Genomic DNA, 26,587 nt, shown 5'->3' with positions numbered 1-26,587 from the left:
CTGAGCGACAGGCCCAGTTACGCGCTATCGCGATCTGTTCGCGGCTCTCAACCCGACTTCTTCAACACAATCGGCTCAAAGCGGACGTTCGGCCAGCCGGCAGTCGCCGCAACGCAGCTTCCACGAAGCAGCCCTTCGCGCAGATCGCAGCGATCGGCAGCAACGAGCCCAAAGAAGACCAACAGTGCAGATGCGCTTGGGCTGTCGACCTGACCAGCACATCGACGTGTAGGTTGATATAGGTCATCGCAAGGCAGGACCGCTTAGATGATGCTGGGTTCCTAAAGCAAATACTGAGCCCACATGCTGCCGCCTAGTCCTCTCTTCTTCTTTCACACGTTCTTAGCGCTTTGTTTTGCCTCGGTTTCGCTTGCGGGCTTGTATGGGAAGGAAATGCCGTGTGTCTGGCGGCTGGCAAAGATTGGGAGCTCTGCCGCCTTCTTAGCGATATCGGTTAATCTGGACGCGCTTTCGGCCTACCACGTTCTTCCCTTGGTGCAATTTGCGGTGGTCACGCTAGTAGCTCTGCTCGGGTTCTACTGCTGGGGGCTGATGACGCGGGTATTGTTCAGGGCCATCGGCTTTTCTAAGGGGTCGCCTCCGGTTACTCTAGTAACCCTTTTCCCAGCAATCGCCATGGTGTGCATTGCGCTTTGGGTTCAAACGGTTCCATACAACCAGCCTTGTATGACGGATGGGATAACAGCCTCTCTGGATGGGAGGCGGGTTCATGTCAGCCCTGCAACCCCGGCAAAGATGTTCGGTCCCGAAAGAAGTCGATTTCTTTTGGCACTAAAGTACCCACTATTCAGCTATTACTCCTCTCGGATTCGGGACAAGAACAGCGTCTTCAGATACTGCCGCCGTACTGACGCAGGCCGGGATCACCTACAAACTGCGGCAGTTAGTATCGATCTGCTTGAGACGTTTCCGAGATTGCACGGTGTCTGTGATGACCTTCAACCGGCCTCCGGTTGGAAAGTCTGCTCAGTCGGTCTCCCAAGTTCGACAGCGGGTATAGATAGTGTCACCTTTCGCTCTCATTCTTATCTTGCTTCCATAAGGTGGCATGGCCCTGACGATCAGGCACCGCCCATATTTGACCTTGTATCTGATGAAGGGCGCACCCGCTGTAGCGATTGGTATTTGAACGAAGATAACAAGTGGCGAACTCGATGTACCTACACCAGGGTTATTGACGAGAACCTGGCTCTTACGGTTTGGGGAGAACGTTTTGAAAAGGACCCAAGAAAGAACCTGGAAATGGAAAGCCAGCTTCCAGAGATTGCAGACTGGGCAGAGCTTGTATTTCTCAAGTAGTGAGAACGATCGCTTCCGGTATCTTCCGTTTGTTCCAAACGACCATCCTTGAGTTTACTTCCTGATATCCAGAGTCGGCTTGGTCCCGCATGTGAGACGTCGGACAGCGGCACAGCGAACGGCCGGTTGGAATGTGGCCCATTAAACATGCTGTGAATGTCCGCTTCGGGGAAGTTGTGCTGCGCTACCGCAAAGGTTTCAGAAATTTGGTTGCCGCCTGTCGAAGAGTCTTGCTGCAGCGGCATCAGGCAGGTTTGTCCGCGTTGCGGTCAGTCGGCGAGATCTGACGAAGGTCCGCTTTCGGTATGGGGTTGCACTCTTCGTCCGCCGCCACTGCAGCACAATCCGAAGTCCGTTCACGGTGTGCAGCGGCCCACGATCATGCCAAGAGCGCGTCCCGCAACGAATGGGGCTCGTCCGGTTGCGGGCTGAGATCGAGCTGCGAGACGAGATCGAGCAGGTGGCCCTTCATCAGCTGTTCCGCAGTATCACTGTCTTGCTCGCCGAGAGCTTTCAACAAGGCATGGTGCGCGTGGCTTTCGCAAAGCGCATTGCGTCGCCGCCAGTAGAGCGCGATGACCAGAGAGGAACGGGAGACGAGTTGCCTGATGAATGTCTCGATCGTCTGCTGGTTCGCGATGCGGGCGATTTCGATGTGAAACTCGCCCGAAAGCTTCAGGGCCAAGCCGGACTTTCCCGCTGCAACGGCGGCATGTTCTTCCTCGATATGGCGTCTCAGGATTTCGATATCCTTCGGCGTGGTCCGTTCCGCCGCGGAACGGGCCGTCTGCGGTTCGAGCAGCGCACGCGCTTCGAAAACCTCTCGCGCCTCTTTTGTGGAAGGCTTCGCAACGAAGGCGCCGCGATTCCGCTCAATCGTCAGAAGCCCTTCGTGACCAAGCGTTCTGAGAGCCTGTCTCACCACCGTACGGCTGACCCCGAAAATCTCGCCGACCTCATCCTCTGACAGCTTCATGCCGGGCAACACACGATGTTCGTGCACCGCCTCCGTCAGCGCGGTTGCGATGGCCTCGGCAGACGGGGAGGTGGGATTATTGATCCGTTTCAACGCGGCCTCCTGTTGAAGTGATTCTTCGCAGAGGACTGGCCAACGAGCAAGATCGTGCTGTTTGTCGCCAAAGATTGTATACGAATTTTGCCTCCTTTTTGAACAATGTTTTCGCCGCCTGCACATCTGCTCACCATCGGCCACTCCCGCGCCGATCGGAGAAAGGATAACCCTTCGCGTCGCGCCTGCTCCGGGATCACGATGCTGGTGGAAGCGGGGGTGCCATGCGTTCGGAACTCGATCTTGAACTCGTCAGCTTGACGAAGCGCTACGGCGAGACAGTCGCCGTCGACGCGATCAATCATCTCTTTCACGCGGGAACATACGCGTGCCTTTTGGGACCGTCGGGCTGCGGCAAGTCATCGACGCTCAGAATGCTGGCAGGCCATGAAATCGTGACCGAAGGCGCCATCATTCTGGGCGGACACGACATTTCGGGCCTGCCGCCGGCGAAGCGCGGCACGGCGATGATGTTCCAGAATTACGCATTGTTCCCGCATCTCAGCGTCGTCGACAACGTCGCATTCAGTCTCAGGATGAAGGGAGTGGATGCACCGTCACGGCTCAAGCGCGCCGGCGAAATGCTTGAGCTTGTCGATATGACGGCGTTTGCCGACCGGTTGCCCGCACAGCTCTCCGGCGGCCAGCAACAGCGTGTTGCCCTGGCACGGGCACTTATCACCAAGCCGCAGGTGCTTCTTCTTGATGAGCCCTTGTCGGCGCTCGATCCTTTCCTGCGCATCAGAATGCGCGCGGAACTGAAGAGCCTGCAGCGGGAGCTTGGCATCACGTTCATTCATGTCACCCACGGCCAAGACGAAGCCTTGGCCCTGGCCGACGAGATTGTGGTGATGAACAACGCCAGGATCGAACAGGCGGGACCGGCCCGCGAGGTTTTCGACGCGCCCAGGACTGCGTTCGTCGCGCGTTTCATCGGATCGCATAACGTCATCGCGCTTCCGGAGGGCAAGATTGCCGTCCGTTCGGATGAGTTGCGGCTGACAACACCCGACGCGGCAAAGCTGCAAGGACGGATCACCGGCGTCGAGTATCAGGGCACGCACGTCGCGCTGACCGCGGCCTTGGCCGGTGAGCAGGAAGTGACCGCACTTCTGACAGACAAGGATTTCTTCGGTGCTCCGAAGGATGTGGGCGAGGCAGTCGGCCTCGACTGGGACAGTCAGGCCGCACATGCGCTGAGTGCTTGACCAAGAAATGACAACCTCAAGACAGGGAAACAATACATGACCACGATATCGAAAGTCCGCTACTCGCGGCGATCGGTCCTGAAGACCGGTGCGGCGACGCTTGCCGCCGCCACGCTGCCCGCACCGATGGTTTGGGGTCAGGAAACGAAGAACATCACGCTTCGTCAGTTCGGCACAGGCGTTTCGAACCTCAATGAGGTGGCGCAGAAGGTGAAGGAAGACCTCGGTTTCACGCTCGAAATGACCGCACTCGATTCTGATAGTGTGACCCAGCGTGCCGCAACGCAGCCCGACAGTTTCGACATCGCCGACATCGAGTACTGGATCTGCAAGAAGGTCTGGCCGACAGGCAACCTTCAGGCGATGGATACCTCGAAGATCAAGAACTACGACAAGATCGTGGGCATCTTCCGGTCGGGCAAGCTGACGCCCGAAAGCGAGATCGCGCAAGGGACCGCCCCGCACACGGTGGGCTTCGTAGACGGCCCGGGCTCGACCAGTTTCGTTGGCAGCGAAACTGGCTGGATGACGCTGATCCCGACCATCTACAACGCCGACACTCTGGGCATCCGCCCCGACCTGATCGGGCGCCCGATCAGCAACTGGTCGGAGCTTCTGAATCCAGAGTTCAAGGGCAAGGCGTCGATTCTCGACATCTCGTCCATCGGCATCATGGACATGGCGATGGTCGTGGAATCGATGGGCGAATACACCTATCCCGACAAGGGCAACATGACCCGCGAAGAGATCGACCTGACGATCGGCATCTTCACCGAGGCCAAGAAGAACGGTCAGTTCCGTGCCTTCTGGAAGACCTTCGACGAAAGCGTGAACCTGATGGCCTCTGGCGAGGTCGTGATCCAGTCGATGTGGTCGCCGGCGATCACTGCCGTGAAGTCCCGGGGCATTCCCTGCGTCTACCAGCCGCTTGAAGAGGGCTACCGCTCCTGGGGCGGCGGTATCGGTCTGTCGAACAGCCTGAGCGGGATGGAGCTCGATGCGGCCTACGAGTACATCAACTGGTACCTCGATGGCTGGGTCGGCGGCTTCCTGATGCGCCAGGGCTACTACTCGGCGGTTCCCGAGACGTCCAAGAACTACATGTCCGAAAACGAATGGGGCTACTGGTTCGAAGGCAAGGAAGCCACCGACGACATCACTTCGCCCTTCGGCGATGTGCTGGCGAAGGCGGGGGAAACCCGCGATGGCGGTTCGTTCTACGACCGCATGGGTGCCGTCGCCTGCTGGAACGCTGTCATGGATGAGAACCAGTACATGGTCCGGAAGTGGAACGAATTCATCGCCGCGTGATGAGTGCGGCATGAGTTCCGTTGCCCCGGCCGCCTCCCTTTCCGGCCGGGGCGATTTTTCCCAAGGTATCGCCGAGCATGACCGACCAAATGACCGCGCCTCCTGAGACCAAGGCGGCATCCGCCGCGCCCTCGCGGATCGTTCTGACGCGCCATGCTGTTGGCTGGCTGCTGGCATCGCCGCTGGCGCTTGTTCTCGCGATCTTCCTGGTGCTGCCCATCGTGATGATCGTGGTCGTGAGCTTCTGGGGCGCCACCGAATTCTCGATCTATCCCGCGTTCCTGTTCGACAATTACGAGTTTCTCTTCGGGTCCGAAGTGACCTATCGCGTCTTCTTGAACACGTTCAAATACGCTGCGATCACTTGGTTTTTCACGCTGTTGATCGGGTTCACCGTCGCCTATTTCCTGGCCTTCCACGTGCGCACGCTGAACTGGCAGATCGCCCTGTTTCTCCTGTGCACGATCCCTTTCTGGACGTCCAACATCATCCGGATGATTTCCTGGATTCCGTTTCTGGGGCGGAACGGGCTTGCCAACTCCACGCTTCTGTCATGGGGCGTGATCGACGAACCGCTGGAATGGCTTTTGTTCAGCGATTTCAGTGTCATTCTCGCCTTCGTCCACCTCTATACGCTTTTCATGGTCGTTCCGATCTTCAACACGATGATGCGGATCGACAAATCCCTGATCGAGGCCGCAGTGGATGCCGGCGCGTCGGGCTGGCAGACGCTCTGGCATGTCATCATCCCACTGACGAAGCCCGGCATCATGATCGGAACGATCTTCGTGGTGACGCTCGTCATGGGCGATTTCATCACCGTGCGCTTCATGTCGGGCAGCCAGTCCGCCAATGTCGGGCGACTGATCTCGAATGACATCGGGCTCCTGCAATACCCGTCAGCCTCCGCAACGGCGGTCGTGCTGCTTGCGACCGTGCTGATCGTCATCGCGATCCTTCTGAGGTTCGTTGACATACGGAAGGAACTCTAAGATGGAGCCGCGGCCCCGCTCGTTCTACGTTCTCGCTGCTTTCTTCGGGCTGTTCCTGATCTTCCTTTACGGCCCCACGATCACAATCGCGATCCTGTCGTTCCAGGGGCCGCAGGGCGGCCTCACCTTCCCGATGCGCGGCACCTCGCTGCACTGGTTTCGCGATCTCTTCGAAGAACAGGCGGTCGGCGACATCTGGGGATCGTTCAGAAGGTCGTTCGCGCTCGGCCTGATGGTCATGGTCACGACGGTAGTCGTCTCGGTCATGGGCGGGCTGGCGTTCCGTAAACGCTTCGCCGGGTCGACCCTGCTTTTCTATCTGATTATCACGTCGCTTGTGATCCCCTCGATCCTGGTCTCGCTTGGTGTCGGCCTGATCTTCTCGCAATCGGGGCTGAGCGTGCATTGGTCCACCTCCGGCTTCGGCGCGCAACTGACCTGGACCCTGCCGTTCGGGCTTCTGATCATGTTCGCCGTGTTCAACAGGTTCGACCGCAGCTACGAGGAAGCCGCCCGCGACCTCGGCGCCTCACCGTGGCAGACGATCCGACATGTCGTGCTTCCGATCATCGCGCCCTCGCTCATCGGTGTAGCCCTTTTCGGCTTCACGCTCAGCTATGATGAATTCGCCCGCACCCTGTTGACGGCCGGCAGTTACAACACGCTGCCACTGGAAATCTTCGGCATGACGACCAATGTCACCACGCCGGTCATCTTCGCGCTCGGCACGCTGACAACCGTCTTCTCGTTCCTGGTCATTTGCATCTTTCTTCTAACGGTCTGGCTCATGGGCCGACGAAGAGCCCGGCAGGGCTCGGATGCGGGCAAGGGAATGGTGTGAGCCCCGTGACGATCCTAATCATCAACCCCAACAGCACGGCCTCGATGACCGAAGCAATGCTCGACGCTGCACGGCGGGCCGCACCCGATATGGCTTTTGACGCGTGGACATCGCACGATGGCCCGCCCGCGATACAGGGCCGCGAGGATGGGGTCATGGCCACCCTTCCCCTAATCGAGCTTTTGGACAAAGCGGCAGACGCGCAAGCCACCGGTGTCATCATCGGCTGCTTCGACGATACCGCATTGGCGGAGGCGCGATCGCGCGTTTCCTGCCCGGTCGTCGGTCTGGGCCAGGCGGCATATTTCCAATGTGCCCTTCGCGGTTGGCGATTCAGCGTCGTCACCACCCTGCCGATTTCCGTTCCTGTGCTTGAAGAGAACATCAGAACCTACGGGCTTTCCCCTTATGTGGGGCGCGTCAGGGCGTCGGCGATCCCGGTTCTGGAACTGGAATCCTCGCCAGCTGCATCGGTAACCCGAATTCTGGAAGAAGTACGGGCGGCGGAAACGGAAGACGACATCGACGCCATCGTTCTCGGCTGTGCCGGCATGGTGACGATCACGGACTCACTCCGCGCCAATCTCGCCCTTCCGGTCGTCGATCCGATCGAGGCCGCGGTTGGGGCAATGCGGTGGCTTGTTCGACAATCCGGTCGATCAGATTGAATGGCAATCCAGGCTCGGGACCCATAGCCAATAGATCACGGTTGCCGCGAGCGCGATTGCGGAGAGAGCGGCGTTTGGGCACCGATCATACCCAGTCGCGACACGCCGCCAGTCGTTGAGCCTGCCGAACATGATCTCGATCCGGTTGCGCCGCTTGTATCGGCATTTGTCAGGGCGCACAGCGGTCTTGCGCTGTTTGCGACCGGGGATACAGGCACGTATCCCTTTGTCTTTCAGTGCTTCCCGGAACCAATCGGCATCAAAGCGGCGGTCGCCGAGGAGCCACTTCCCGTTCGGCTGGCCGCCCAGCAGAGCCCGCGCGCCCCTTCTAACGCCCGGGCTGGACGCTGTTCGCTGGGCTTTGAGGTGGGTCGCATCGATCAAGACGGGCTTCTTTCGCCGTATTCCGTAGGCGCATCGCGTTACCGTAACCCAGTGCGATTGAGGAAGTTGATCCCGCTCAACACACGCCGGCCGTCAACCCGTGGCTTGCCGTGCGATTTCGGGACGTCAGGTTCGAGGCGCGCCACCTGCGCCTTGGTCAGCCAAAAGAGATTGCTCATCTCACCGCCCGTTTTTCGCCGGTGAAACACGAGCACAGCAGCTGATCAATGGGCCCTGACCCCGGAGGCCGTGGTCATGCCCCGTCCGGGCATCGGATCTCTTGTTGTCGGTGGCACTTGCGATGCGGAGCCGGGTCAGGGCGACCGTGTCGGCACCGCGCGCAGAACCGCCGTCTCGACGATCGACAGGGCGCGCTCAAGATCCGCCTCGGCGATGGTGAGCGGGGGCGATAGGGTGAGGACGTTGCCTGCGCTGATCTTGAAGGACAGCCCCTGCGCCAAGCAGTCGTAGAGGATGCGTTCGGCGCGGTCGGGATCGGGGGCTCGGCTGTCGCGGTCGGTGACAATCTCGATCCCGAACATGAGGCCGCGCCCGCGGATGTCGCCGGCAGCGCGGCAGGCCCCGAGGCTCTCGCGGAGGCGCGCGATCGCGGAATCGCCGAGCCGGGCGGCCCGTTCGACGAGGCCCTCGTCCTCGATCACGTCGAGCGTGGCGAGGGCGGCGCGGGCAGTGACCGGGTTCTTTTCGTGAGTGTAATGGCCGATGGCGAATTTGCCCGCCACATCGAGATTGGCCCGTGCGAGCACCGCGGCGATGGGCAGCGTGCCGCCCCCGAGCGCCTTGCCGAGCACGATGATATCGGGCGTGACGTTATCATGACCATGGGCAAAGAAGGCGCCGGTCTTGCCAAGCCCAGTGGGGATCTCGTCGGCAATGAGCAGGGTACCCGTCCCGCGCGCGGCCTCTGCCACGCTGCGCCAGTAGCCCGGCGGCGGCACCACCGGGACGGCGCGCATCGGTTCGCCCACCACCGCCGCGACGTCGCCTTCGCGACCCAGCACATAGCCCGCCATGCGTGCGCAGGCGAGGCCGCAGGCCTCGGGCCCCGGATGGCCGTAGGCGCAGCGGTAGCAGTTGAACGGCGCGATGTGTTCCGCCCCCGGAAGGAGCGGCCCGGCGATGTGGCTGCGGAAGGTGGCCTCGCCGCCCACGGAGGCGGCGCCGAAGCCTGCGCCGTGGAACGCATCCCAGAAACTCAGCGTCTTGAAGCGCCCGGTGGCCGCGCGGGCGATCTTGAGCGCGACCTCGACGGCATCGGAGCCGCCCGTGGTGAAAAGCACCTTGGCGGGCCAGGGCGCATAGCCTGCAAGCCGCTCGGCAAGGGCCACCGAGACTTCGTTGGTGAAGCGCCGGGGCGAGAAGGGCAGGGCGTCGAGCTGATCCTTGATCGCGGAGATCACGCGGGGGTGGCCGTAGCCGATGTGATGGACGGAATTTCCGTGGAAATCCATGAACCGGCGGCCCGCCATGTCCTCGATCCAGATCCCTTCGGCCCGGGCGATGGTGGCTGCGCAGGGCGAGGAGAGCGACTGGTGAAGAAAGGCCGCCGCATCGCGATCGAGAAGCGCGCGCGCGCCGGGATCGGTTTCGCGCGCGGCCCATTCGGCCCGCGCCGCGCTCGTATTCGCCTCGCCCTCGGTGTGTCGCATCAGGGCCAGGGCAGCGAGAATGTCTTGACGTTGGTGAAGAATTTCATGGCTTCCAGCACGCCCTCCTTCACACCGTTGCCAGAATCCTTGATCCCGCCGAAGGGCGACATCTCGATCCGGTAGCCCGGCTGTTCCCAAATGTTGACGGTGCCGACTTCGAGCCCTTCGATATAGGCCTGCGCGCGGGGCAGCGAGTTGGTGCAGACGCCCGTGGACAGGCCGAAGGGCGTGCTGTTCGAGATCCGCATCACCGCCGCATCGTCATCGGGCACGCGCACGATCGGGACAATGGGGCCGAAGGTTTCCTCCATCACAAGTTCGCACTCATGGGGCACGTGATCGACCACGATGGGCGGCAGAAGCGCACCCTTCCGACCGGGATCGTAGAGCACCTTGGCGCCTTGTTTCGCGGCGTCGTAGACTCGGTTCTCGAAGGTTTCGGCCGCCTGTGCATGAATGACGCAGCCGAGCTGGGTTTCGGGATCCATCGGATCGCCGAAGCGGATCGCCTTGGCCTTTTCGAGGATCATCGGGACGAGCGTGTCGGCCACGCTTTCCTGCACGAGGATGCGCTTGACGGCGGTGCAGCGCTGGCCCGAATTGCCCGTGGCGCCGGCGACCGCGATGGTGGCGGCCCTTTCGAGATCCGCCGTGTCGAGATCGTTCAGGATGATCAGGGGATCGTTGCCGCCGAGTTCGAGCGCGGCGCGTTTGTAGCCCGCCTTCTCAGCGATCATCTTGCCCACGGGGACGCCGCCGGTGAAGGTGATGATGTCGATGTTGGGATCGGTGATCATCGCGTCACCGATGTCGGAAGGCCACCCCGTGACAATCTGGAACATCTCTGGCGGCAGGCCCGCCTCGTAGAGAATGTCGGCAAGCGTCAGGGCTGTCAGTGGCGTCAGTTCGGTGGGCTTGCAGACGACGCAGTTGTTCGTCGCGATGGCCGGGGCGATCTTGTGTGCAACCATGTTGAGCGGATGGTTGAACGGGGTGATCGCGCTGATCGCCCTGACCGGCTCGCGCTTGGTGAAGATCTTGCGTGCCTTGCCGTGCGGGGTGAGATCGCAGGAAAAGATCTGTCCGTCGTCGAGGATCGCAAGCTGGCCCGCGAGGGTGAAGACATCGTAGCTGCGTCCGGTTTCGTAGAGCGCGTGCTGCTTGCAGATGCCGAGTTCCAGCGTCAGCCAGTGCGCGATCTCCTCGCGCCGGTCGCGGATCAGTTCGGCGGCGCGGAACAGGATCTGCTGGCGTTCGTAGCGGGTGAGCGCGGGCCGGTAGGCGGCGGCGATTTCGAAGGCGCGGGCCGCATGGCTCGCATCCCCGGCGGGGACGGTGCCGATGACCTCGTCGGTATAGGGATAGCGGACCTCGATCACATCCGCCGTCGTCACGCGTTCGCCGCCGATGCGCATCGCCTCGTGGCGGACGGGAAGGCCGGGGCGGTTCATGACGGCACCTCTTCGAGCGCGGCGGCGGCACAGGCGTAGAAGAACGCATCGAAATTGCGCAGGGCCGGGGCGCCCGGCATGTCGAGCACGCGGTTGACGATGAAGGGAACCTCCTGCTCTGTCAGCCCCCCGTGGCTTCGCAGGGGTTCCTTCAGGGCGGCGAGGTCGTGACGGTCGGCGCTGGTGCCGATGGTCATGTTTTCGGTGGAGATCATCACGATGTCGCCGATCCGGTCGGCGGGCAGGTCGTATTTCTTTACCGCATCCTCGCGTGTCGTCACTTCGAGCATTTCGGGCAGGGCCCTCAGGCGCGCGACGATATCGGCCCGGTCCGCCCCTTCGGGCAGATAGGCCGTCGCGAAGGAGCCGAGCGCGCCGTGATGGACCACGTAGGGATCGGTGATCGGCAGTATCACCCGGGCCGCGCCGGCACCGAGCCAGTCATCCAGCAGATCCTGGACATAGATAACCGCCGGCGCGCCAGTCGCGTCATGCTTCGGCTTCATCCCGTGATCCGCCGTCACGACGATGGCCGCGCCCATCGCGTCGAGCTGGCCGAGGTAGCGGTCGAACATGGCGTAGAAATCCTTTGCGCCCTGTTCGTCGGGGGCGAACTTGTGCTGGATGTAATCGGTGGTCGAGAGGTACATCACGTCGGGCTTCCAGTCGCGCAGGAGCTTTACCCCGGCGGCGAAGACGAATTCCGACAAATCCGCAGAGTAGACCTCGGGGACCGGGCGGGAGAGCCAGGCGCTTGCGTTGTCGATCCCGTGTTCGGCTTTCGTGGTGTCGCCGGAGCGTTCGGAGGAAAAGGCGATGGCGCGATCCTCGTCGAATTTCAGGTCGGCCCCGAGGAGGGCGCGCAACTTGTCCTTGGCGGTGACGACCGCGACGCGGGCACCGGCGGCGTAGAATTGCGAGAAGATCGTCGGCGCGCGGAGGAAGCGGACATCGTTCATCATCACTTCTTCGCCGGTGTCGGGATCGTAGAGGAAGTTTCCGCAGATCCCGTGGACCGAGGGGGGCCGGCCCGTGGCGATCGAGAGGTTGTTGGGGTTGGTGAAGGATGGGATGACGGAATGCGCGAGGCGGTTCGTTCCGGCGTCGCGGATCCGCTTGAGATTGGGCATCAGTCCTTCGGCGATCGCCACGTCGAGGTATTCGGGCTCGCACCCGTCGAGGCAGATGGCGATGGCACAGGTGCGGGGCGCGGCATAGCTGCGGTCGTTCGCGGTGACGTCTTGCATGTATGATCCTTCAGGCGGCGAGTTTCTTGCGTTCTTCGAGTGCGGCGGCGGGCGGCGCGGCGGAGGCCACGCCCATTTCGTCGAGCGCCTCGGCCGCCGCGGTGACGACGCGGCGCATGATCGCGGCGTCCATCCGTCCGATGCAGCCGATGCGGAAGCTGTCGACGACGGTGAGTTTGCCGGGATAGATGATGAACCCGCGCCGCTTCATCGCGTCGTAGAAGCCCTGGAAGCTGAAGGCGGGATCAGCGGGGCAGAAGAAGGTGACGATGATCGGCGAGAGCCAGCGATCGTCGAGCAGGGTTTCGAAGCCCAGGTCGCGCAGCCCCGCGACCACCGTATTACGGTTCTCGGTGTAGCGGGCGAGGCGGCCCGGGCTGCCGCCCTCGGCCTCTTGCATGTCGAGCGCCTTGAGGAAGGCCGCGACGGTATGGGTGGGCGGGGTGAAGCGCCACTGGCCGGTCTTTTCCATCGTCTCCCACTGGGCGTGGATGTCGAGGGCGAGCGAGTGGCTGTTGCCTTTCGCGGCGCGGATTTCATCCTTCCGGGCGATGACGAAGCCGAAGCCGGGAACGCCTTCGATGCATTTGTTGGCAGAGGAAACGAAGGCGGTGCAGTTCAGCGCCACGGGATCAAGCGGCACCGCACCGAAGGCCGACATGGAATCGATCAGAAGCTTGCGGCCCGCCGCCCGCGTGGCCGCCGCGATTTCGTCCACCGGGTTGAGGATGCCCGAGGAGGTTTCGCAATGGATCGCGAGGACGTGGGAGATCGCGGGGTCGGCGGCAAGGATCGCCGCGACCTCGGCGCCGCGTGGCGGCAGGTAATCGCCCTTGTCGAGAAGGTGGACCCCGCGCCCGAGATATCCGAGCGTCGCCGCCGCGCGGAGCCCGTAGGCGCCGTTGGCGAGCACCAGCACCTTGCCGTCCTTCGGGACGAAGGAGCCCAGCATCGCCTCGACGCAGTAGGAGCCCGATCCCTGGATCGGCACGCAATCGTACCTCTCGGCCCCCGGCCCCAGCAGGGTGAGAAGCCTTTGGCGCAGGGCACGGGTCATCGCGCGAAAGTCATCGTCCCAGCTGCCCCAGTCCCGCAGCATCGCCTGCTTGACGTCATAGGCCGTGGTCAGCGGCCCCGGGGTCAGAAGAAAGGGCTCGCCGAGTTCGGGATCGGGAAACGGGTTGGACATGCTGTGCCTTGTCGTGGTCGGTCCTTCGGGTGAACGGTGCGACTCTGATCGGGATTTCTTTATATGTAAAATCTTTGTTTTTTATATTTGTATAGGTCTATACTATACATTTGCCGTGCCTGTCCGGGAGGTTCGATCATGCGCTATGCCCAGCTTCGGGCCTTCCACCATGTTGCCCTGGCGGGCGGTTTTTCGCGGGCTGCGGAGCTTCTGAAGCAGACCCAGCCCTCGGTAAGCGACCAGGTGCGCCGCCTGGAAGAGGCCCATGACGTGCTTTTGTTCGACCGGAGCGGGCGCCGCGTGCGTATGACGGAGGCGGGCGAGGGGCTGTTCAACCTCACGAAGTCGTTCTTCGAGGTGGAGGAAGGGATTGCCGCCTATCTCGACCGGAACAGGGCCGCGGTGACGGGCCGCCTGAGGATCGTGGCGGATTCGGCGGTGCATGTGACCGGGGCAATCGGGCGGTTTCGGGTGGCCTATCCAAAGGTTGCGATCTCGCTCTGGTCGGGGAACACCGAGGATGTTCTGTCGAGGCTGCGTTCCTACGACGCCGAGGTGGGCGTCGTCGGCAATACCGGGCATGCGCCGGATCTCGACCAGATGGATCTGGGGCTGAGCCCGATCGTGGCGATCGCCGCCCATGGATTGATCCCCGGGGAGCCGAAGACGATTGCGTTTCAAGATATCGTCAGGTGGCCGCTGGTCATTCGGGAGCCCGGATCGCGGACGCGCGCACGGCTGGAGGCCGCGGCGGCGGAGGCGGGGGTGACGCTGTCGCCGGTGATCGAAGTCGAGGGGCGGGAAGCGATGCGCGAGATCGTCGCGTCGGGCGCGGGACTTGGCTTCGTCTCAGAAGCGGAACTGGGCCATGATCCCCGGCTGCGCAAGATCGCGATCATCGGAGGAGAGCTGATGATGGCCGAAACGGTGGTGTCGTTGCGCGCGCGCCGGGATGTACCGGTGATCCGCGCCTTTTGGGGAGCATTGACATAAGCGCGCGGAGCGCGTCGTAAATCGGGAATGGCACGGCGCGGCAACATCCTTCTTATCGTCACCGATCACTTCAGGGGTGATCTTCTGCACGGGGCGCTTCGGGGCGCGGTGCCCCTGCCGAACCTCGAGCGGTTCGCGCAGGAGGCCGTGACCTTTCGCCGACACTACAGCGTGGCGACGCCCTGCGGCCCTTCGCGCGTTTCGCTTCTGACCGGGCAATACGCGATGAATCACCGGGCGGTGCGGAATGGCACGCCGCTGCGCCACGATACGCCGAACCTGGCGCGGGGGCTGCGGGAAAGGGGGTACGACCCGCTTCTTTTCGGCTATACCGACGTGACGCAGGATCCGCGCGTCCTTGCCCCGGACGATCCGCGCCTGTTTTCCTATGAAGAGGTGCTGCCGGGCTTCACCGAAGTGGTGCGGATGCGCCAGGAAACCGACGACAGGGTGTGGCGCGATCACCTGCGGTCAAAGGGGTATGACGTGCCCGAGGGCATGGCGCTTTACCGCCCAGTGGGCGGCCGCATCGACGGCCCTGCGCTGTACCGTGCGGAGGACAGCGACACGGCCTTTCTGACCGACAGATTCCTCGGTCACATGGAAACGGTGGAGGACGGCTGGGCGGCGATGCTGTCCTACATCCGGCCGCATCCGCCCTTCGTTGCGCCGGATCCGTGGAACGGACTGGTCGCGCCGGAGGACGTGCCGGCGCCGGCTGAAGCCGACGAAGGGGTGCCGCCGCATCCCTATGTCGCCGCGCTCCGGGCCACGAAATCGGTTGCCAGCCTTGTCTCTGGCTTTCCGGATCTTGCTTCTGATCCGGATGTGATCCGCCGCCTTCGGGCGGTGTTCCTTGGCCTTGCCGCCGAGGTTGACCACCATGTGGGCCGCGTCTTCGACTGGCTTCGGAGCACGAACCGGCTGGAGAACACGCTGGTTGTGTTCACCGCGGATCACGGCGACACGCTGGGCGATTACGGGCTGTGGGGGAAAGACAGTTTTTATGACGCGGCGTTCCACGTGCCGCTGATAATTCGGGCGCCCGGTCATGGCGCGCGCGTCGTCGAGGCGATGACGGAATCGATCGACGTGGCGCCGACGCTCCTGGACTGGGCGGGCTGCGACGTTCCACATTCGATGGATGGGCGGAGCCTGCTGGGAACCCTTGAAACCGGCAAAGGCGGGCGGGAGATCACCTTTTCGGAACATGACTTCGGCAACCCCGTTTCGGCGACCGGGGTGCAACGCCAGTTGGGCCTTCATGCGGATGCCGCAAACTTCGCGGTGCTGCGGACCGGGGCGCATCGGCTGGTGCACTTCGCCAGTGGTCTGCCGCAAGTCGTTTTTGACGTGAGAGCAGGCAGCGAGGCACGGGATTTGGCAGGAACCGGGGAGGCAGGCGCAATTTCTCTTGATTTATCAGTCAAGATGCTTTGCCTTCGAATGCAGAACCCGGAGGGCACCTTTTCACGGACACTGGTGACCCGAGACGGCGTCCAGATCGGATCCGATTAAGCAACCGGGCAATTTTGGGGGCCGGCGTCACACGTTTGTTACGCCGTAGCGACAGTGAACGAATGTTCTTCGCGGGGTGCGGGGGGCAATAAAGTGGAAGGGGAGCGAAACCAGGCCGTGGCAGAGGTTGTATCCTTAGTCTCTGGCGCTTGGGCGTGTCGAACGGGACCGAACCCCATCTCAAAAACACACTCGACAGGAGAGAAAATGAAACGGTTATTACTGACGGGCGTCGCCCTATCCGTGCTGCCCGGACTGGCCTTCGCCAGCTGCCCCGGCATCACCATGGCCGACATGCAGGGCGTGGCGGCGGGCGCCTATCCTCAACAATACGATCTTGCCGAATACGAGGCGGCGGCAAGCTGCACGATGGAGTTCTCCGGGAACCCCGACGCAGCATCGCTGAACGGCCGGATCGTGGGAAACCCCGATCTTCCGTCGGTCACGGAACGTTTGCCCTCCGAACCGCTTGTCATCGTGCCCTATGCGTCGATCGGCCGGTACGGCGGACAGCTCGATGCGCTGTCGAACGCCACAGAAGCGGGCACGTCCGATTTCCTGTCGACGCGCCATGTGAACCTCGTGCGCTATTCCGACGACCTGCAGACGATCGTGCCGAACGTGGCCAAATCATGGGAATGGAACGACGATTTCACCCAGCTGACCTTCACCCTTCGGGCAGGTCACAAGTGGTCGGATGGCGCGCCGTTCACCAGCGCGGACGTGAAGTTCTGGCATGACAACATCATGCTGGACCCGAACATCAACGAGACGCCCAAGGATTATGTCCTTGTCGGCGGCGAGAAGATGACGGTCGATGCGCCGGACGACGTGACCGTGGTGTTCAACCTGCCCGCGCCGAAGCCGGGCCTTTTGGCGCATTTCGCGACCTCCTATGCCCAGGGCTTCCAGCCCAAGCACTTCCTCGGCCAGTTCCACCCCGACGTGAACCCCGAGGCGGATAGCTTTGCCCAGAGCCTCGGGTTCGAGAACGGCTATGACGCGATCCTGGCCTATTACGGGAACTCGGACTGGACCGACACGCCCTCGCCGCTTCTGTCGCGGCCGGAGATTGTGGATGGGCTGCCGAAAGCAGTGGTGCCGACGCTGGAAAGCTTCCTGACCATTGCCGACACCACCGAAGGCCGGCACTACGTGGCGAACCCTTACTTCTTCATGGTGGACACCACGGGCCAGCAGCTCCCCTACATCTCGGAGCAGGACGAGCTTTACAAGAACGACAACGAGGTGCGGATCCTCTCGGTCATCAACGGCGAGGTGGACTACAAGGCGCAGTCCCTGCAGCTCGCCTCGGCGCCCCTGCTTCTGGAGAACCAGGAGAAGGGCAACTACACAGTTCAGCTTAACCCCGACATCGCCTTCCCGACCCTGTCGTTCAACGTGACGTCGGAAGATCCGGCGAAGCGCGAGGTGTTCGGCAATGTCGAGTTCCGCCGCGCCATGTCGATCGCCATCGACCGCGACCAGATCAACGAGGTGGCTTATTTCGGACAGGGCAAGCCGGTGCAGTACAACGGCTTCTCGCCGCTGCCGGATTTCATGCCGGCCGAGCTTGAAACGGCCTGGGCGCAGTACGACCCCGACACGGCGAAGCAGATGCTCGACGCGATCGGCATGGCCGATACCGACGGGGACGGGATGCGCGAGCTGCCGAACGGCGACAAGCTTGTGCTGAACCTGCAGTTCGCCACCCAGGGCGCGCCCGGAGAACTGGCACAGCTCGTGGCCCAGAACTGGACCGATGTGGGCGTGCAGACCACGGTGAAGGAAGTGACGCCGGACGAGTATCGCTCGGCCCAATCATCGAACCAGCTTGACGTCATGATCTGGCGCAAAGGCCAGCCCCTTGCGCTTCACCTTGGCGACAACACGTACTTCGTGCCGCCCTTTGACGGCTATTTCGACATCCGGACCGGCATGCTTTGGGCCGAGTACATCGAAAGCGGCGGCTCGGCGGGCGTGGAGCCGCCAGCCTGGGTGAACGAGATGATCGACGACGTGAATGCCTTCCAGTCGGCGCCGATCGGATCGCCGGAGCAGGAGGCGCTGGCGACGAAGCTGGCGACGAAGATGGTCGACGAAATGCTGTTCATCGGCACGGTGCTGGCGCCGTCTCCGCTGATCCACAACAACGACCTGAAGAACTTCACCCAGTTCAAGACGACATCCTACGAGTATTACAGGACGTTCCCCTACTTGCCGCAGCAATGGTGGCTGGACGAGTAACGGGAACGGCGATGTCATGAAATCTTCGCGGGCGGTGCCGCCGCCCGCGAGCGCAACGACTACACCGGAAACAACCGGTCGGGGCGCAGTCGTAGCGGGGACGTAATCATGCTCAATTTCGCCAGGTTCGTAGTGACGCGCGCCATCATGGCCATGGTGACGCTCATCATCGTGTCCCTCGTGGTGTTCACATTGATGGAGCTTGTGCCAGGTGATTGTGCGGAACGCTATCTGGCGTTCAAGAACACCCAAGGATCGACTATTTCGCTCGCCGATATCGAGAACGAGCGGGCGCGGCTCGGCCTCGACCGCCCGTTCCTGGAACGGTGGGGCAAATGGATCGTCGGGGCCTTCCAGGGAGAATTCGGAGACAGCTGTATCCTGCGGGTCAACATAGCGCGGCTTCTGGGCGACAAGTTCTGGCTGTCGCTGTCGATCTGTCTCGCCTCGCTTGCGCTGGCCTATACGATCGCGATTCCCGTGGGCATCATTGCCGCCTCGTCGAACAACGCGCTTCTGAACAACACGCTGAGGATCCTCAGCTATCTCGGCCTGGCGATGCCGAATTTCCTTCTGGCGCTGATGATCATGCTGTTCTCGACGGTCTATTTCAACGAGACGCTGACAGGGCTGTTCTCGCCGGAGTTCAGGGATGCGCCCTGGACCTGGGAGAAGATCGTTGATCTGCTGAAACACGCCTGGCTTCCGATCTTCATTCTGGGCTGGTCGGCCACCGCCTTCGCGCTTCAGACCGTGCGGGCGCTGATGTCCGACGAGATCGGCAAGCTTTACGTCACCGCCGCCGCCGCGCGCGGGGTGCACGGGCGAAAGCTTTTGTGGAACTACCCGGCGCGGCATGCACTGGGCCCGATCGTCAACTCGCTTGGGTTCGACCTCAACCGGATCTTCAACGAATTGCCCATCGTGGCGCTGATCCTGACCCTCACCGATGCCGGATCGCTGTTGATCGAGGCGCTTGCGCGTTCGAACGATCAGCAGCTTGCCGGTGCGATCATCTTCCTGCTGACCGCATCGATCGTGGCATTGAACTTTTTCACCGATGTGCTGCTCGCGGTTCTGGATCCGCGGGTTCGCAAGAGTATCGTGCGATGACCGAAACCCCCGAAACCTTCGCCGAGGCCGCGCGCGCGGCCAACGAGCGCGGCGACCAGAGCGCGAAAGAGGCCTATTTCACGGCGTCTCAAAGGCAGCTGATCTGGGCGCGGTTCAAAAAACAGAGATCGGCCATGATCGCCGGCATCATACTTTTGCTGATGATCCTGTCGGGGATCTTTGCGCCGTTCCTGTCGCCCTATGATCCGACCGTCGCGGGGCGGAACAAGGATTATCTGAACGGGGCGCCGACGATCCCGCAGTTCTGCGACAAGAACGGCTGTTCGTTGCGGCCGTTCCTGCACACCATCGAACGGGTCCGGTCGATCGAGACAAATTTCCGCTGGGTGGAGCAGGTCAACGAGGACGAACGCCGTTATGTTCAGTTCTTCGTGGAGGGCGCGCCCTACAAGATTCTCGGGTTCATACCGGCGCAGACACGCCTGTTCGGGATGGATAAGGGGTTCATCCACCTCTTCGGCACCGATGCGGCGGGGAAGGACATCTTCAGTCGGACATTGCACGCGATCTGGACCTCGCTTCAGGTCGGATCGATCGGGGTGTTCATCGCCTTCTTCCTGGCGCTTATCATAGGAGGGGTGTCCGGCTATTACGGAGGCTGGATCGACGGGGTGATCCAGATGATCACCGACGCGGTGCGAACCGTGCCCGCGATTCCGCTTTTCATGGCGGTCGCAGCCTTCATGCCGCCGGAACTTTCCGCGGAGGAACGGTTCTTCTACATCTCGCTGATCCTCGGGTTCATCGGTTGGCCGACACTCGCGCGGCGGGTGCGCACGCATCTTCTGACCGAGCGGAACCAGGAATACGTGCTTGCCGCGCAGCTTTCGGGCGCGTCCTCGGGCCACGTGATCCGGCGGCACCTTTTGCCGAGTTTCACCAGCTACATCATCGTCGATCTGGTGATTTCCTTTCCCTACATGGTGCTGTCGGAAACCGCGCTGTCCTTCATCGGGCTGGGACTGAAGGATCCGGTGTCGTCGCTGGGCGTGATGCTGCAGAACGCGACGAGCGCCGACGTGATGCTGAACTACCAATGGTATTTCATCCCGGTGATCTTCTTCATCGTGCTGGTCATGGCCTTCGTCTTCGTGGGCGACGGGTTGCGCGACGCCGCCGATCCCTATTCGGATACGCACAAATGAGCGCGCTGATCGAAGTCGAGAACCTGACGCTGAGTTTCCGGACCGACGAGGGGCTGGTCACGGCGGTGGAGGATGTTTCGTTCCGTCTCGACAGGGGCGAGGTGATGGGGCTTGTCGGCGAAAGCGGTTCGGGCAAGTCGGTAACGGCGAAATCGCTGATGCACCTGAATGCCCGTAACGCGGTCTATGCGCCCGGCTCGCGCATAACCCTTCATACCGAGACCGGGCCGCTCGATGTCTTGTCGCTGCGCCGCACGGCAGATCTGAAGGTGGTGCGGGGCGGTGCGATCAGCATGATCTTCCAGGAGCCGATGGCAAGCTTTGCGCCGGCGATCACGATCGGCAAGCAGATGGTGGAGCAGCTTCAGCTGCATTCCGACATGTCGAAGCGCGAGGCGCGGGCGATCTCTGTCGAGATGCTGGACCGGGTAGGGATTTCCGATGCAAGCCGCCGGTTCGACCAGTACGCCTTCGAACTGTCGGGGGGAATGCGGCAGCGGGCGATGATCGCGATGGCGCTGTCGACGAAGCCCGCGTTGCTGATCGCGGACGAACCGACGACGGCGCTTGACGTGACGATCCAGGCGCAGGTGATCGATCTGATGAAGGACCTCGTGGACGAGTTTCGCATGGGCATCATCTTCATAACCCATGACCTCGGCGTGGTGGCGCAGACCTGCGATCGGGTGAACGTCATGTATCTCGGCCGGCTGATCGAGGAGGGGCCGGTGCGCGAGGTGATCGCGAACCCCAAGCATCCCTACACCCAGGGTCTGATCGCGGCGCTGCCGAAGCTCGACGACCTGGATGCACCCCTGACCCCGGTGCCGGGGGACATCCCCTCGCCGCTGGAGCGCCCGTCGGGTTGTGTGTTTCACACCCGGTGCAGCCAGATCGTGGGGCCCGAATGCCGGGCCGACCTGCCGCGCGATACGCGCATCGACGCGACCCACCAGGTGGCCTGCCACATCTACCGGGAGGTCGCGGAATGAGTACCCCCCTGATCCGCGCGGACGGCCTTTCGGTCGGGTTCAACATCGGCAAGGGGCTGTTCAACCGCTTTACTCTGAAGGCCGTGGACAACGTGACGATCCACATCGAGAAGGGCAGCTTCTTCGGCCTCGTTGGGGAAAGCGGATCGGGCAAGACGACGCTGGGCCGGGCGCTTCTGAAGGCCGTGCCGATCACCGGGGGGACGGCGCATTACTCGGACGGGGAGGTGGAATACGACCTCGAGAAGATCACGAAGGAGCAGTTGCGGGATTACCGCAAGCGCGCGCAGCTGATCTTTCAGGATCCCTATGCCGCGCTGTCGCCCCGGATGACGGTGCGCGACATCATCGCCGAGCCGCTGGAAGTGATGCGCCTGACCCGCAACCGTGAGGAAACCGATGAGCGGGTACGCGAGATCGCCGCGAAATGCCGGTTGAACCTCGAACATCTGCGCCGGTTTCCGCACGCGTTTTCGGGCGGTCAGCGGCAGCGGATCTCGATCGCGCGGGCGCTTGTCTCGGATCCGAAGTTCGTGGTGGCCGACGAAAGCGTGGCTGCGCTCGATGTCTCGATCCAGGCCGATGTCCTGAACCTTCTGAAACAGCTTCAGAAGGATCTCGGGCTGACGTTCATGTTCATCAGCCACGATCTATCGGTTGTCGCGCATACCTGCGATTATGTGGCGGTGATGTATCTGGGGCGCCTTGTCGAAACCGCGCCGACGCGCAAGCTGTTCGCCGCGCCGCGCCACCCCTATACCAAGGCACTTTTCTCGGCGATCCCGTCGCTTGATCCCGACGACCGGGGCAAAGCGCAGAAGCTCGAAGGCGAGATTCCCTCGCCAACGAACCAACCGCCGGGATGCAAGTTCCACACGCGCTGCGTCCACGCGGTCGACCGCTGCAACGTGGAGGAGCCACTGCTTGAGGCCGACGGTACGGGGCACGAAGTGGCCTGCCATCGCTGGAAAGAGCTTCTAGGAACTGTCTGAGCGGCTCTGTCAAAACTTCGCGGTTGATTGCATTGTCGTCGGCCACGAGGACCTTGAGCGAGACGTCGATGGCTTCACCGTCGGCCGCGCATTTCAACGCGCATCCACGTGTCTCGGGCACGGCTTGCTTTGCGTTTTCGGCAGACTTCCGCAACGGAAGGGTGAACCAAAACACGCTTCCCTTACCCGGGGTACTGCGCACGCCGATCTGCCCGTTCATGGCCTGCACGAGACGCTTTGAGATCGAAAGGCCCAAGCCGGTGCCGCCGAACCGACGTGTCAGCCCCCCTTCGGCCTGTTCGAAGCGCTCGAACACCCTTTCCTGATCGTCCGAGCTGATGCCAATTCCGGTGTCCTCCACCTCGAACAGAAAGGTGATTTCGTCATTTGTTTCCAGCACGGGGCGGCAGGCGATGGTCACGGCCCCCCGTTCGGTGAATTTGATGGCGTTGCCGGTCAGATTGACCAAGACCTGCCGGATCCTGTCTTCATCCCCGAGACATGCCATGGATCCAACGCTTTCGATGTTGAGTTTCAGCTGCAGACCCTTGCCTTCAGCAAACGTCCGCAGCATCCCGGCCACGCCATCTGTCAGCCTGGCCGGACCGAAGGGGTGCTCGCGGATATCGAGGCGTCCTTCTTCGATCTTCGTGAGGTCGAGGATGTCATCGATGATTGACAGCAAAGACTTGCTGGACTGTTCGATGATTTCCACGTGCTGGCGCTGGGCGTTGTCGAGCCGGGACGCCTTCAGCAGTTCCGCAACCGGTATGATTCCGTTCAGGGGAGTGCGGAGTTCATGGCTCATCGTCGCGAGGAAGCGTGATTTTGCGTGCAAGGCCGACTCGGCGTCGCTTCGAGCGGTTTCGAGCGAGGAGACATTTTCGAGGATCTGTTCGCGCATCACCCGGAAACTTCTGGTCAGCCGCCCCACTTCATCCCGTGCGGCCCTCGGAAGCGTTGAACGGAAGTTGCCGGAACCCAGTTCGTCGGCGGCATCGGCCAGCATCGAAAGACGCCGGATGACGAGCTGATCGAGAAGCACGCCCAGAAGAATGATTATGGATACAAAGACGAAGATCGCAACGACGACAAGATGCCGGAGTTCCTGGTGCAGCGACGCGATTTGCGAGCTCAGGTCGACATTCGCCGAAAGCTGCCCCCAGAATTCTCCGCGAAGCTGGATGTCGTGGGCGAGATGAATTACGTCCGGCCCCTGGATCGTTTCCAGCTTTCCCAGCGGGTAAATCTTTTTCTGATCCGCGCGGACAAGCGTAATGCCTGACCAGTTGTCGTGCTTTCTGGAGATGACATTCAGAGTTTCGTAGATGGCGGCGTATTGATTGCTTAGAATGAATGGCGTCAATCCATCGGCCATCACGTCGATCTGACGGTGGATCTCGCGGGTTTCCGCATCGATCAGCACCTGCGTCACGCGCGGCACCCACACGAACTGAAAGAGCGCCGCGCAACTCGCTGCGAAGGCAATGATAGGGATGGAAATCGTCTGTCTGATCGATGAGTTCATCATGGGAGAGCGATCTGCACCGTGCCGGTACTCAGTTCGAGCCGATTTCGACGTAGTAGTCTTCCAGCTCAAGCTTTGTCAGCGACCCGTAATCCGATGCCTGCGTCGCCACCGCGCGCCGCATCGGGATCTTCGACAGGATTTCGGCGCCCTCCGGCGTTGCCGCGATTTCAAGGAATGCCCGTTGAACCCTTTCCGCGATTTCCCTGGGCACGCGGGGGTGCACAACGATCGGGTGGGGCGGCATTTCCGGTGTCTCGTAGAGAATGCGAAGATGATCCCTGACGTCCGGATCAAGTGCCATGAATGTGGACATCACACCGCCCGCGGCATCAGCCTCGCCGAGCACGACGTTCAGGTACGCGGAACTGTGGGTGTTTACGAAATCGGGCACGAAGTCGAGATCGTGAACGCGATCGAGGTTTGCGCGGATCAGCAACGATGCGCCGAAGGCATTGGGTGCGGGGAAGGCGATCCTGGCATTTTCGAGGTCGGACACGGTTTTGTACGGAGACTCCTTCGTGACCACGAGAACCCCGGATAACTTGCGATCTCCGTCCCTGACGAGCGGCTCATAACCCTGACGGGAGAAGGCCACGAGCGAGTGGTAGGGGTTCATGTAGGAGAAATCGAACTCGCCGCGCCCGAAGGCCTGTTCGAATTCGGGGATGCGCGGCGATCCGATCATCTTGAATTCGAGCCCCGTGCGCGCCTCGAGTTGTTCGAGGATCGGGGTCCATATTTCCGAGAGCCTTCTCGCCTCGAATTGTGTTCGACTTGCCTTCGCAGATGCCGCGCAGCACGTCTGTTTCACGCTGGCTGAGGTTCCCGACGGTTGAGTCGTCCTGCTGCATGAAGCCATAAGGCACGAAGACTTCGCCCGCTGCCATGAACCGGACCGCGGTTGCCATCGAACGCGAGGCCATCGTCTTGGGAACAAAACCCGCAGCACCGGAATTGATCGCCTCTTCGGCAATGGCGCGCGACGCGTTTCCGGAAAGCAGGGCGACCGGGCGACCTTCATTGCTTTCGCGCATCCGGGCCAGGCCCTCGAGCCCGTTCATCCCCGGCATGTTGTAGTCGAGAAGGACAAGATCGAAGGCGCCGTCGTTCTCGACCGCGGCAATCGCCTGGCTGAGATCGGAGGCAGTCGTTACAGTCGCAATCCCTTCACGCTGAAGGAATGCCGCCAGGGTCTCGCGGACGAGATCGTGGTCATCGGCGATCAGGACCCGCATGCTCGAGGTCTTGGCTTCGTCTGCGGGTTGATCCATGTCCCTGGGCCTTAAAACTTGTACATTTTCTTTTCGTGCTTCTACTGCTCGGGCTCATCAGGCAAAGCGTTCAGTCTGAGCGCGGCGCTAAGGATGCGAAGAACAGGCTGCAGAACGTGATTTCCACCTCGATTGATGGAATCCTTGCGGTCGGGCGCGATGGCCGGATTCTCGATTACAACGGCGCGGCTGAACGGATCTTCGGCTACACCCGCGAGGAAGCGATCGGCCAGGACATGGCGGAGGTGATCATACCGGACCACCTGCGCAAGGCGCACGACGCCGGTATGACGCGTTACAGCCAGACTGGCGAAAAGCGCGTCGTAGACAAGGGTTTGGTGCGGCTCGAGGCCAAGCGGAAGGACGGCAGCGTGTTTCCCGTGGAGGCGTCGATTTCCTCGATCGAGGCCGATGGCGAAGAGATCTTCATCTCGTACATGCGCGATATCTCAAAGCAGGTCTATGCGGAGCAGGAATTGGTCGACGCCCGGGACAAGGCTGTCGCCGGAGAGAAGGCAAAGGCCGAATTGCTTGCCGTGATGAGCCATGAAATGCGTACCCCGCTCAATGGCCTGCTCGGCACGATGGAGCTTCTGGAAGACACAGAGCTCGCAGCGCCGCAGAGAAAGTACCTCTCTGCCATGGAGACATCGGCGAGACTGCTGGTGCATCATATCAATGACGTTCTGAGCATTTCGAGCGCCGATGCGGGGCAACTCAACCTCGTGAATTCGGAGATCCGCCCGAAAGAGCTTCTCGACGAGTTGATCGAGAGCCAGCGGCGGGCAATTGAAGCGAACGGTAACCGCATTGATATCGTCGTGAGCGACGAGCCGGAGCTGATGTGGGCCGATCGCATCCGACTGAACCAGATCATCCTCAACCTCGTTGGAAATGCCAACAAGTTCACCCGGGATGGTCAGATCGCCGTCGAGTTCGAGGGGTTGCCTGATGGGTCTGCCGTCGAATTCCGCGTTACAGACACGGGCATCGGGATCGCGGAGGAAGATCAGGAAACGATCTTTGAGGATTTTCGGACGCTCGACCCGAGTTACGGACGAACGGCGGAAGGGACCGGTCTTGGCCTGGGGATCCCCAAGCGCCTCGTCGAAGCGATGGGCGGAGAGATCGGAGTGGAGAGCGAGCCGGGCGAGGGGAGCCTGTTCTGGATCAGGCTGCCGATCGGCACCCCCACTTCCGAGGCCAATCCTCACACCATGGATGAAGGCGAGCCGGTACTTGCGCCGGCCATCGGGCTCAAGATCCTTCTGGTCGAGGACAACAAGATCAACAGGCTGGTCGCGCGCGAGATGCTGGAAAAGGCGGGCCATTCGGTTACCTAAAGCATCCGGCCTTTAACCTGAGACATATCCGGCAGCCCTGAAGTAGTTCCAACACTCTTCGGGTGAGTATA

19 protein-coding genes and 3 pseudogenes are annotated in these 26,587 nt (G+C 61.8%); 13 read left to right on the top strand and 9 right to left on the bottom strand.

Going from position 1 to position 26,587, the window contains the following annotated elements; translation table 11 throughout:
• Positions 1-1,699 precede the first annotated feature (1,699 nt).
• A complete protein-coding gene (locus RXV90_RS24355) occupies positions 1,700-2,389 on the bottom strand; it encodes a GntR family transcriptional regulator (protein WP_410482399.1) in 690 nt (229 codons plus the stop codon).
• Positions 2,390-2,613: 224 nt separating this feature from the next.
• On the opposite strand from RXV90_RS24355, the gene RXV90_RS24350 reads away from it, so the two are divergent.
• The 5 genes from RXV90_RS24350 to RXV90_RS24330 all read left to right on the top strand — a co-directional run bounded on the left by RXV90_RS24350 (position 2,614) and on the right by RXV90_RS24330 (position 7,409).
• Complete coding sequence (locus RXV90_RS24350) at positions 2,614-3,597, top strand: ABC transporter ATP-binding protein (protein ID WP_316652757.1); 984 nt, start codon at positions 2,614-2,616, stop codon at positions 3,595-3,597.
• A gap of 45 nt (positions 3,598-3,642) precedes the next feature.
• Positions 3,643-4,908, top strand: coding sequence for an ABC transporter substrate-binding protein (locus RXV90_RS24345; protein WP_316652759.1), 1,266 nt, complete (start codon positions 3,643-3,645; stop codon positions 4,906-4,908).
• 89 nt (positions 4,909-4,997) lie between these two features.
• The gene (locus tag RXV90_RS24340; RefSeq protein ID WP_316652755.1) at positions 4,998-5,900 is read left to right on the top strand and encodes an ABC transporter permease; all 903 of its coding nucleotides are present in this window, start codon (positions 4,998-5,000) and stop codon (positions 5,898-5,900) included.
• A gap of 1 nt (position 5,901) precedes the next feature.
• Positions 5,902-6,741 (top strand): ABC transporter permease, encoded by an 840-nt coding sequence (locus RXV90_RS24335; protein ID WP_316652753.1) that lies wholly within the window; start codon positions 5,902-5,904, stop codon positions 6,739-6,741.
• Between the two features lie 5 nt (positions 6,742-6,746).
• On the top strand, positions 6,747-7,409 hold the full coding sequence (locus RXV90_RS24330; RefSeq protein WP_316652750.1) for an aspartate/glutamate racemase family protein: 663 nt from the start codon (positions 6,747-6,749) through the stop codon (positions 7,407-7,409).
• Here the strand turns inward: RXV90_RS24330 and RXV90_RS24325 are convergent.
• The 5 genes and pseudogenes from RXV90_RS24325 to RXV90_RS24305 all read right to left on the bottom strand — a co-directional run bounded on the left by RXV90_RS24325 (position 7,401) and on the right by RXV90_RS24305 (position 13,350).
• Positions 7,401-7,972, bottom strand: a pseudogene (locus RXV90_RS24325) (transposase). The gene RXV90_RS24330 and the pseudogene RXV90_RS24325 sit on opposite strands and share 9 nt — an antisense overlap.
• Before the next feature lie 135 nt (positions 7,973-8,107).
• Positions 8,108-9,463, bottom strand: a complete 1,356-nt coding sequence (pbfA, locus tag RXV90_RS24320; RefSeq protein ID WP_316652748.1) for a (R)-1-hydroxy-2-aminoethylphosphonate ammonia-lyase — start codon at positions 9,461-9,463, stop codon at positions 8,108-8,110.
• On the bottom strand, positions 9,463-10,914 hold the full coding sequence (gene phnY, locus RXV90_RS24315) for a phosphonoacetaldehyde dehydrogenase (RefSeq protein WP_316652746.1): 1,452 nt from the start codon (positions 10,912-10,914) through the stop codon (positions 9,463-9,465). The genes pbfA and phnY overlap by 1 nt, the downstream gene beginning before the upstream one ends.
• Positions 10,911-12,161, bottom strand: a complete 1,251-nt coding sequence (gene phnA / locus RXV90_RS24310) for a phosphonoacetate hydrolase (protein WP_316652744.1) — start codon at positions 12,159-12,161, stop codon at positions 10,911-10,913. Before phnA ends, phnY begins: the two co-directional genes overlap by 4 nt.
• A 10-nt stretch (positions 12,162-12,171) precedes the next feature.
• The gene (locus RXV90_RS24305; protein ID WP_316652742.1) at positions 12,172-13,350 is read right to left on the bottom strand and encodes a 2-aminoethylphosphonate--pyruvate transaminase; all 1,179 of its coding nucleotides are present in this window, start codon (positions 13,348-13,350) and stop codon (positions 12,172-12,174) included.
• 138 nt (positions 13,351-13,488) lie between these two features.
• On the opposite strand from RXV90_RS24305, the gene RXV90_RS24300 reads away from it, so the two are divergent.
• From RXV90_RS24300 to RXV90_RS24270, 7 genes are all read left to right on the top strand, one after another.
• Positions 13,489-14,343, top strand: a complete 855-nt coding sequence (locus RXV90_RS24300; RefSeq protein ID WP_316652740.1) for a LysR substrate-binding domain-containing protein — start codon at positions 13,489-13,491, stop codon at positions 14,341-14,343.
• A gap of 27 nt (positions 14,344-14,370) precedes the next feature.
• Positions 14,371-15,861 (top strand): sulfatase-like hydrolase/transferase, encoded by a 1,491-nt coding sequence (locus RXV90_RS24295; protein ID WP_316652738.1) that lies wholly within the window; start codon positions 14,371-14,373, stop codon positions 15,859-15,861.
• Positions 15,862-16,068: 207 nt separating this feature from the next.
• Complete coding sequence (locus RXV90_RS24290) at positions 16,069-18,108, top strand: ABC transporter substrate-binding protein (RefSeq protein ID WP_316652736.1); 2,040 nt, start codon at positions 16,069-16,071, stop codon at positions 18,106-18,108.
• Positions 18,109-18,216: 108 nt separating this feature from the next.
• Positions 18,217-19,221, top strand: coding sequence for an ABC transporter permease (locus tag RXV90_RS24285; RefSeq protein WP_316652734.1), 1,005 nt, complete (start codon positions 18,217-18,219; stop codon positions 19,219-19,221).
• Positions 19,218-20,387 (top strand): ABC transporter permease, encoded by a 1,170-nt coding sequence (locus tag RXV90_RS24280; RefSeq protein WP_316652732.1) that lies wholly within the window; start codon positions 19,218-19,220, stop codon positions 20,385-20,387. The genes RXV90_RS24285 and RXV90_RS24280 overlap by 4 nt, the downstream gene beginning before the upstream one ends.
• The gene (locus tag RXV90_RS24275; protein ID WP_316652730.1) at positions 20,384-21,379 is read left to right on the top strand and encodes an ABC transporter ATP-binding protein; all 996 of its coding nucleotides are present in this window, start codon (positions 20,384-20,386) and stop codon (positions 21,377-21,379) included. The genes RXV90_RS24280 and RXV90_RS24275 overlap by 4 nt, the downstream gene beginning before the upstream one ends.
• Positions 21,376-22,371, top strand: coding sequence for an ABC transporter ATP-binding protein (locus tag RXV90_RS24270; RefSeq protein WP_316652728.1), 996 nt, complete (start codon positions 21,376-21,378; stop codon positions 22,369-22,371). The genes RXV90_RS24275 and RXV90_RS24270 overlap by 4 nt, the downstream gene beginning before the upstream one ends.
• Before the next feature lie 160 nt (positions 22,372-22,531).
• On the opposite strand, the pseudogene RXV90_RS24265 reads toward RXV90_RS24270, so the two are convergent.
• The 3 genes and pseudogenes from RXV90_RS24265 to RXV90_RS24255 form a co-directional block, all read right to left on the bottom strand.
• Positions 22,532-23,749: pseudogene (locus RXV90_RS24265) on the bottom strand (ATP-binding protein); the annotation flags it as partial.
• 181 nt (positions 23,750-23,930) lie between these two features.
• On the bottom strand, positions 23,931-24,761 hold the full coding sequence (locus RXV90_RS24260; protein ID WP_316652726.1) for a phosphate/phosphite/phosphonate ABC transporter substrate-binding protein: 831 nt from the start codon (positions 24,759-24,761) through the stop codon (positions 23,931-23,933).
• Positions 24,762-24,807: 46 nt separating this feature from the next.
• Positions 24,808-25,137: pseudogene (locus tag RXV90_RS24255) on the bottom strand (response regulator); the annotation flags it as partial.
• Positions 25,138-25,208: 71 nt separating this feature from the next.
• Here RXV90_RS24255 and RXV90_RS24250 point away from each other — a divergent pair.
• The gene (locus RXV90_RS24250; RefSeq protein WP_316652724.1) at positions 25,209-26,516 is read left to right on the top strand and encodes a PAS domain-containing hybrid sensor histidine kinase/response regulator; all 1,308 of its coding nucleotides are present in this window, start codon (positions 25,209-25,211) and stop codon (positions 26,514-26,516) included.
• The last annotated feature ends 71 nt before the right edge of the window (positions 26,517-26,587 follow it).

It is taken from the genome of Ovoidimarina sediminis (assembly GCF_032586175.1).
GTDB classification, from domain to species: domain Bacteria; phylum Pseudomonadota; class Alphaproteobacteria; order Rhodobacterales; family Rhodobacteraceae; genus Ovoidimarina; species Ovoidimarina sediminis.
This window is presented reverse-complemented; position numbering and strand designations above follow the sequence as displayed.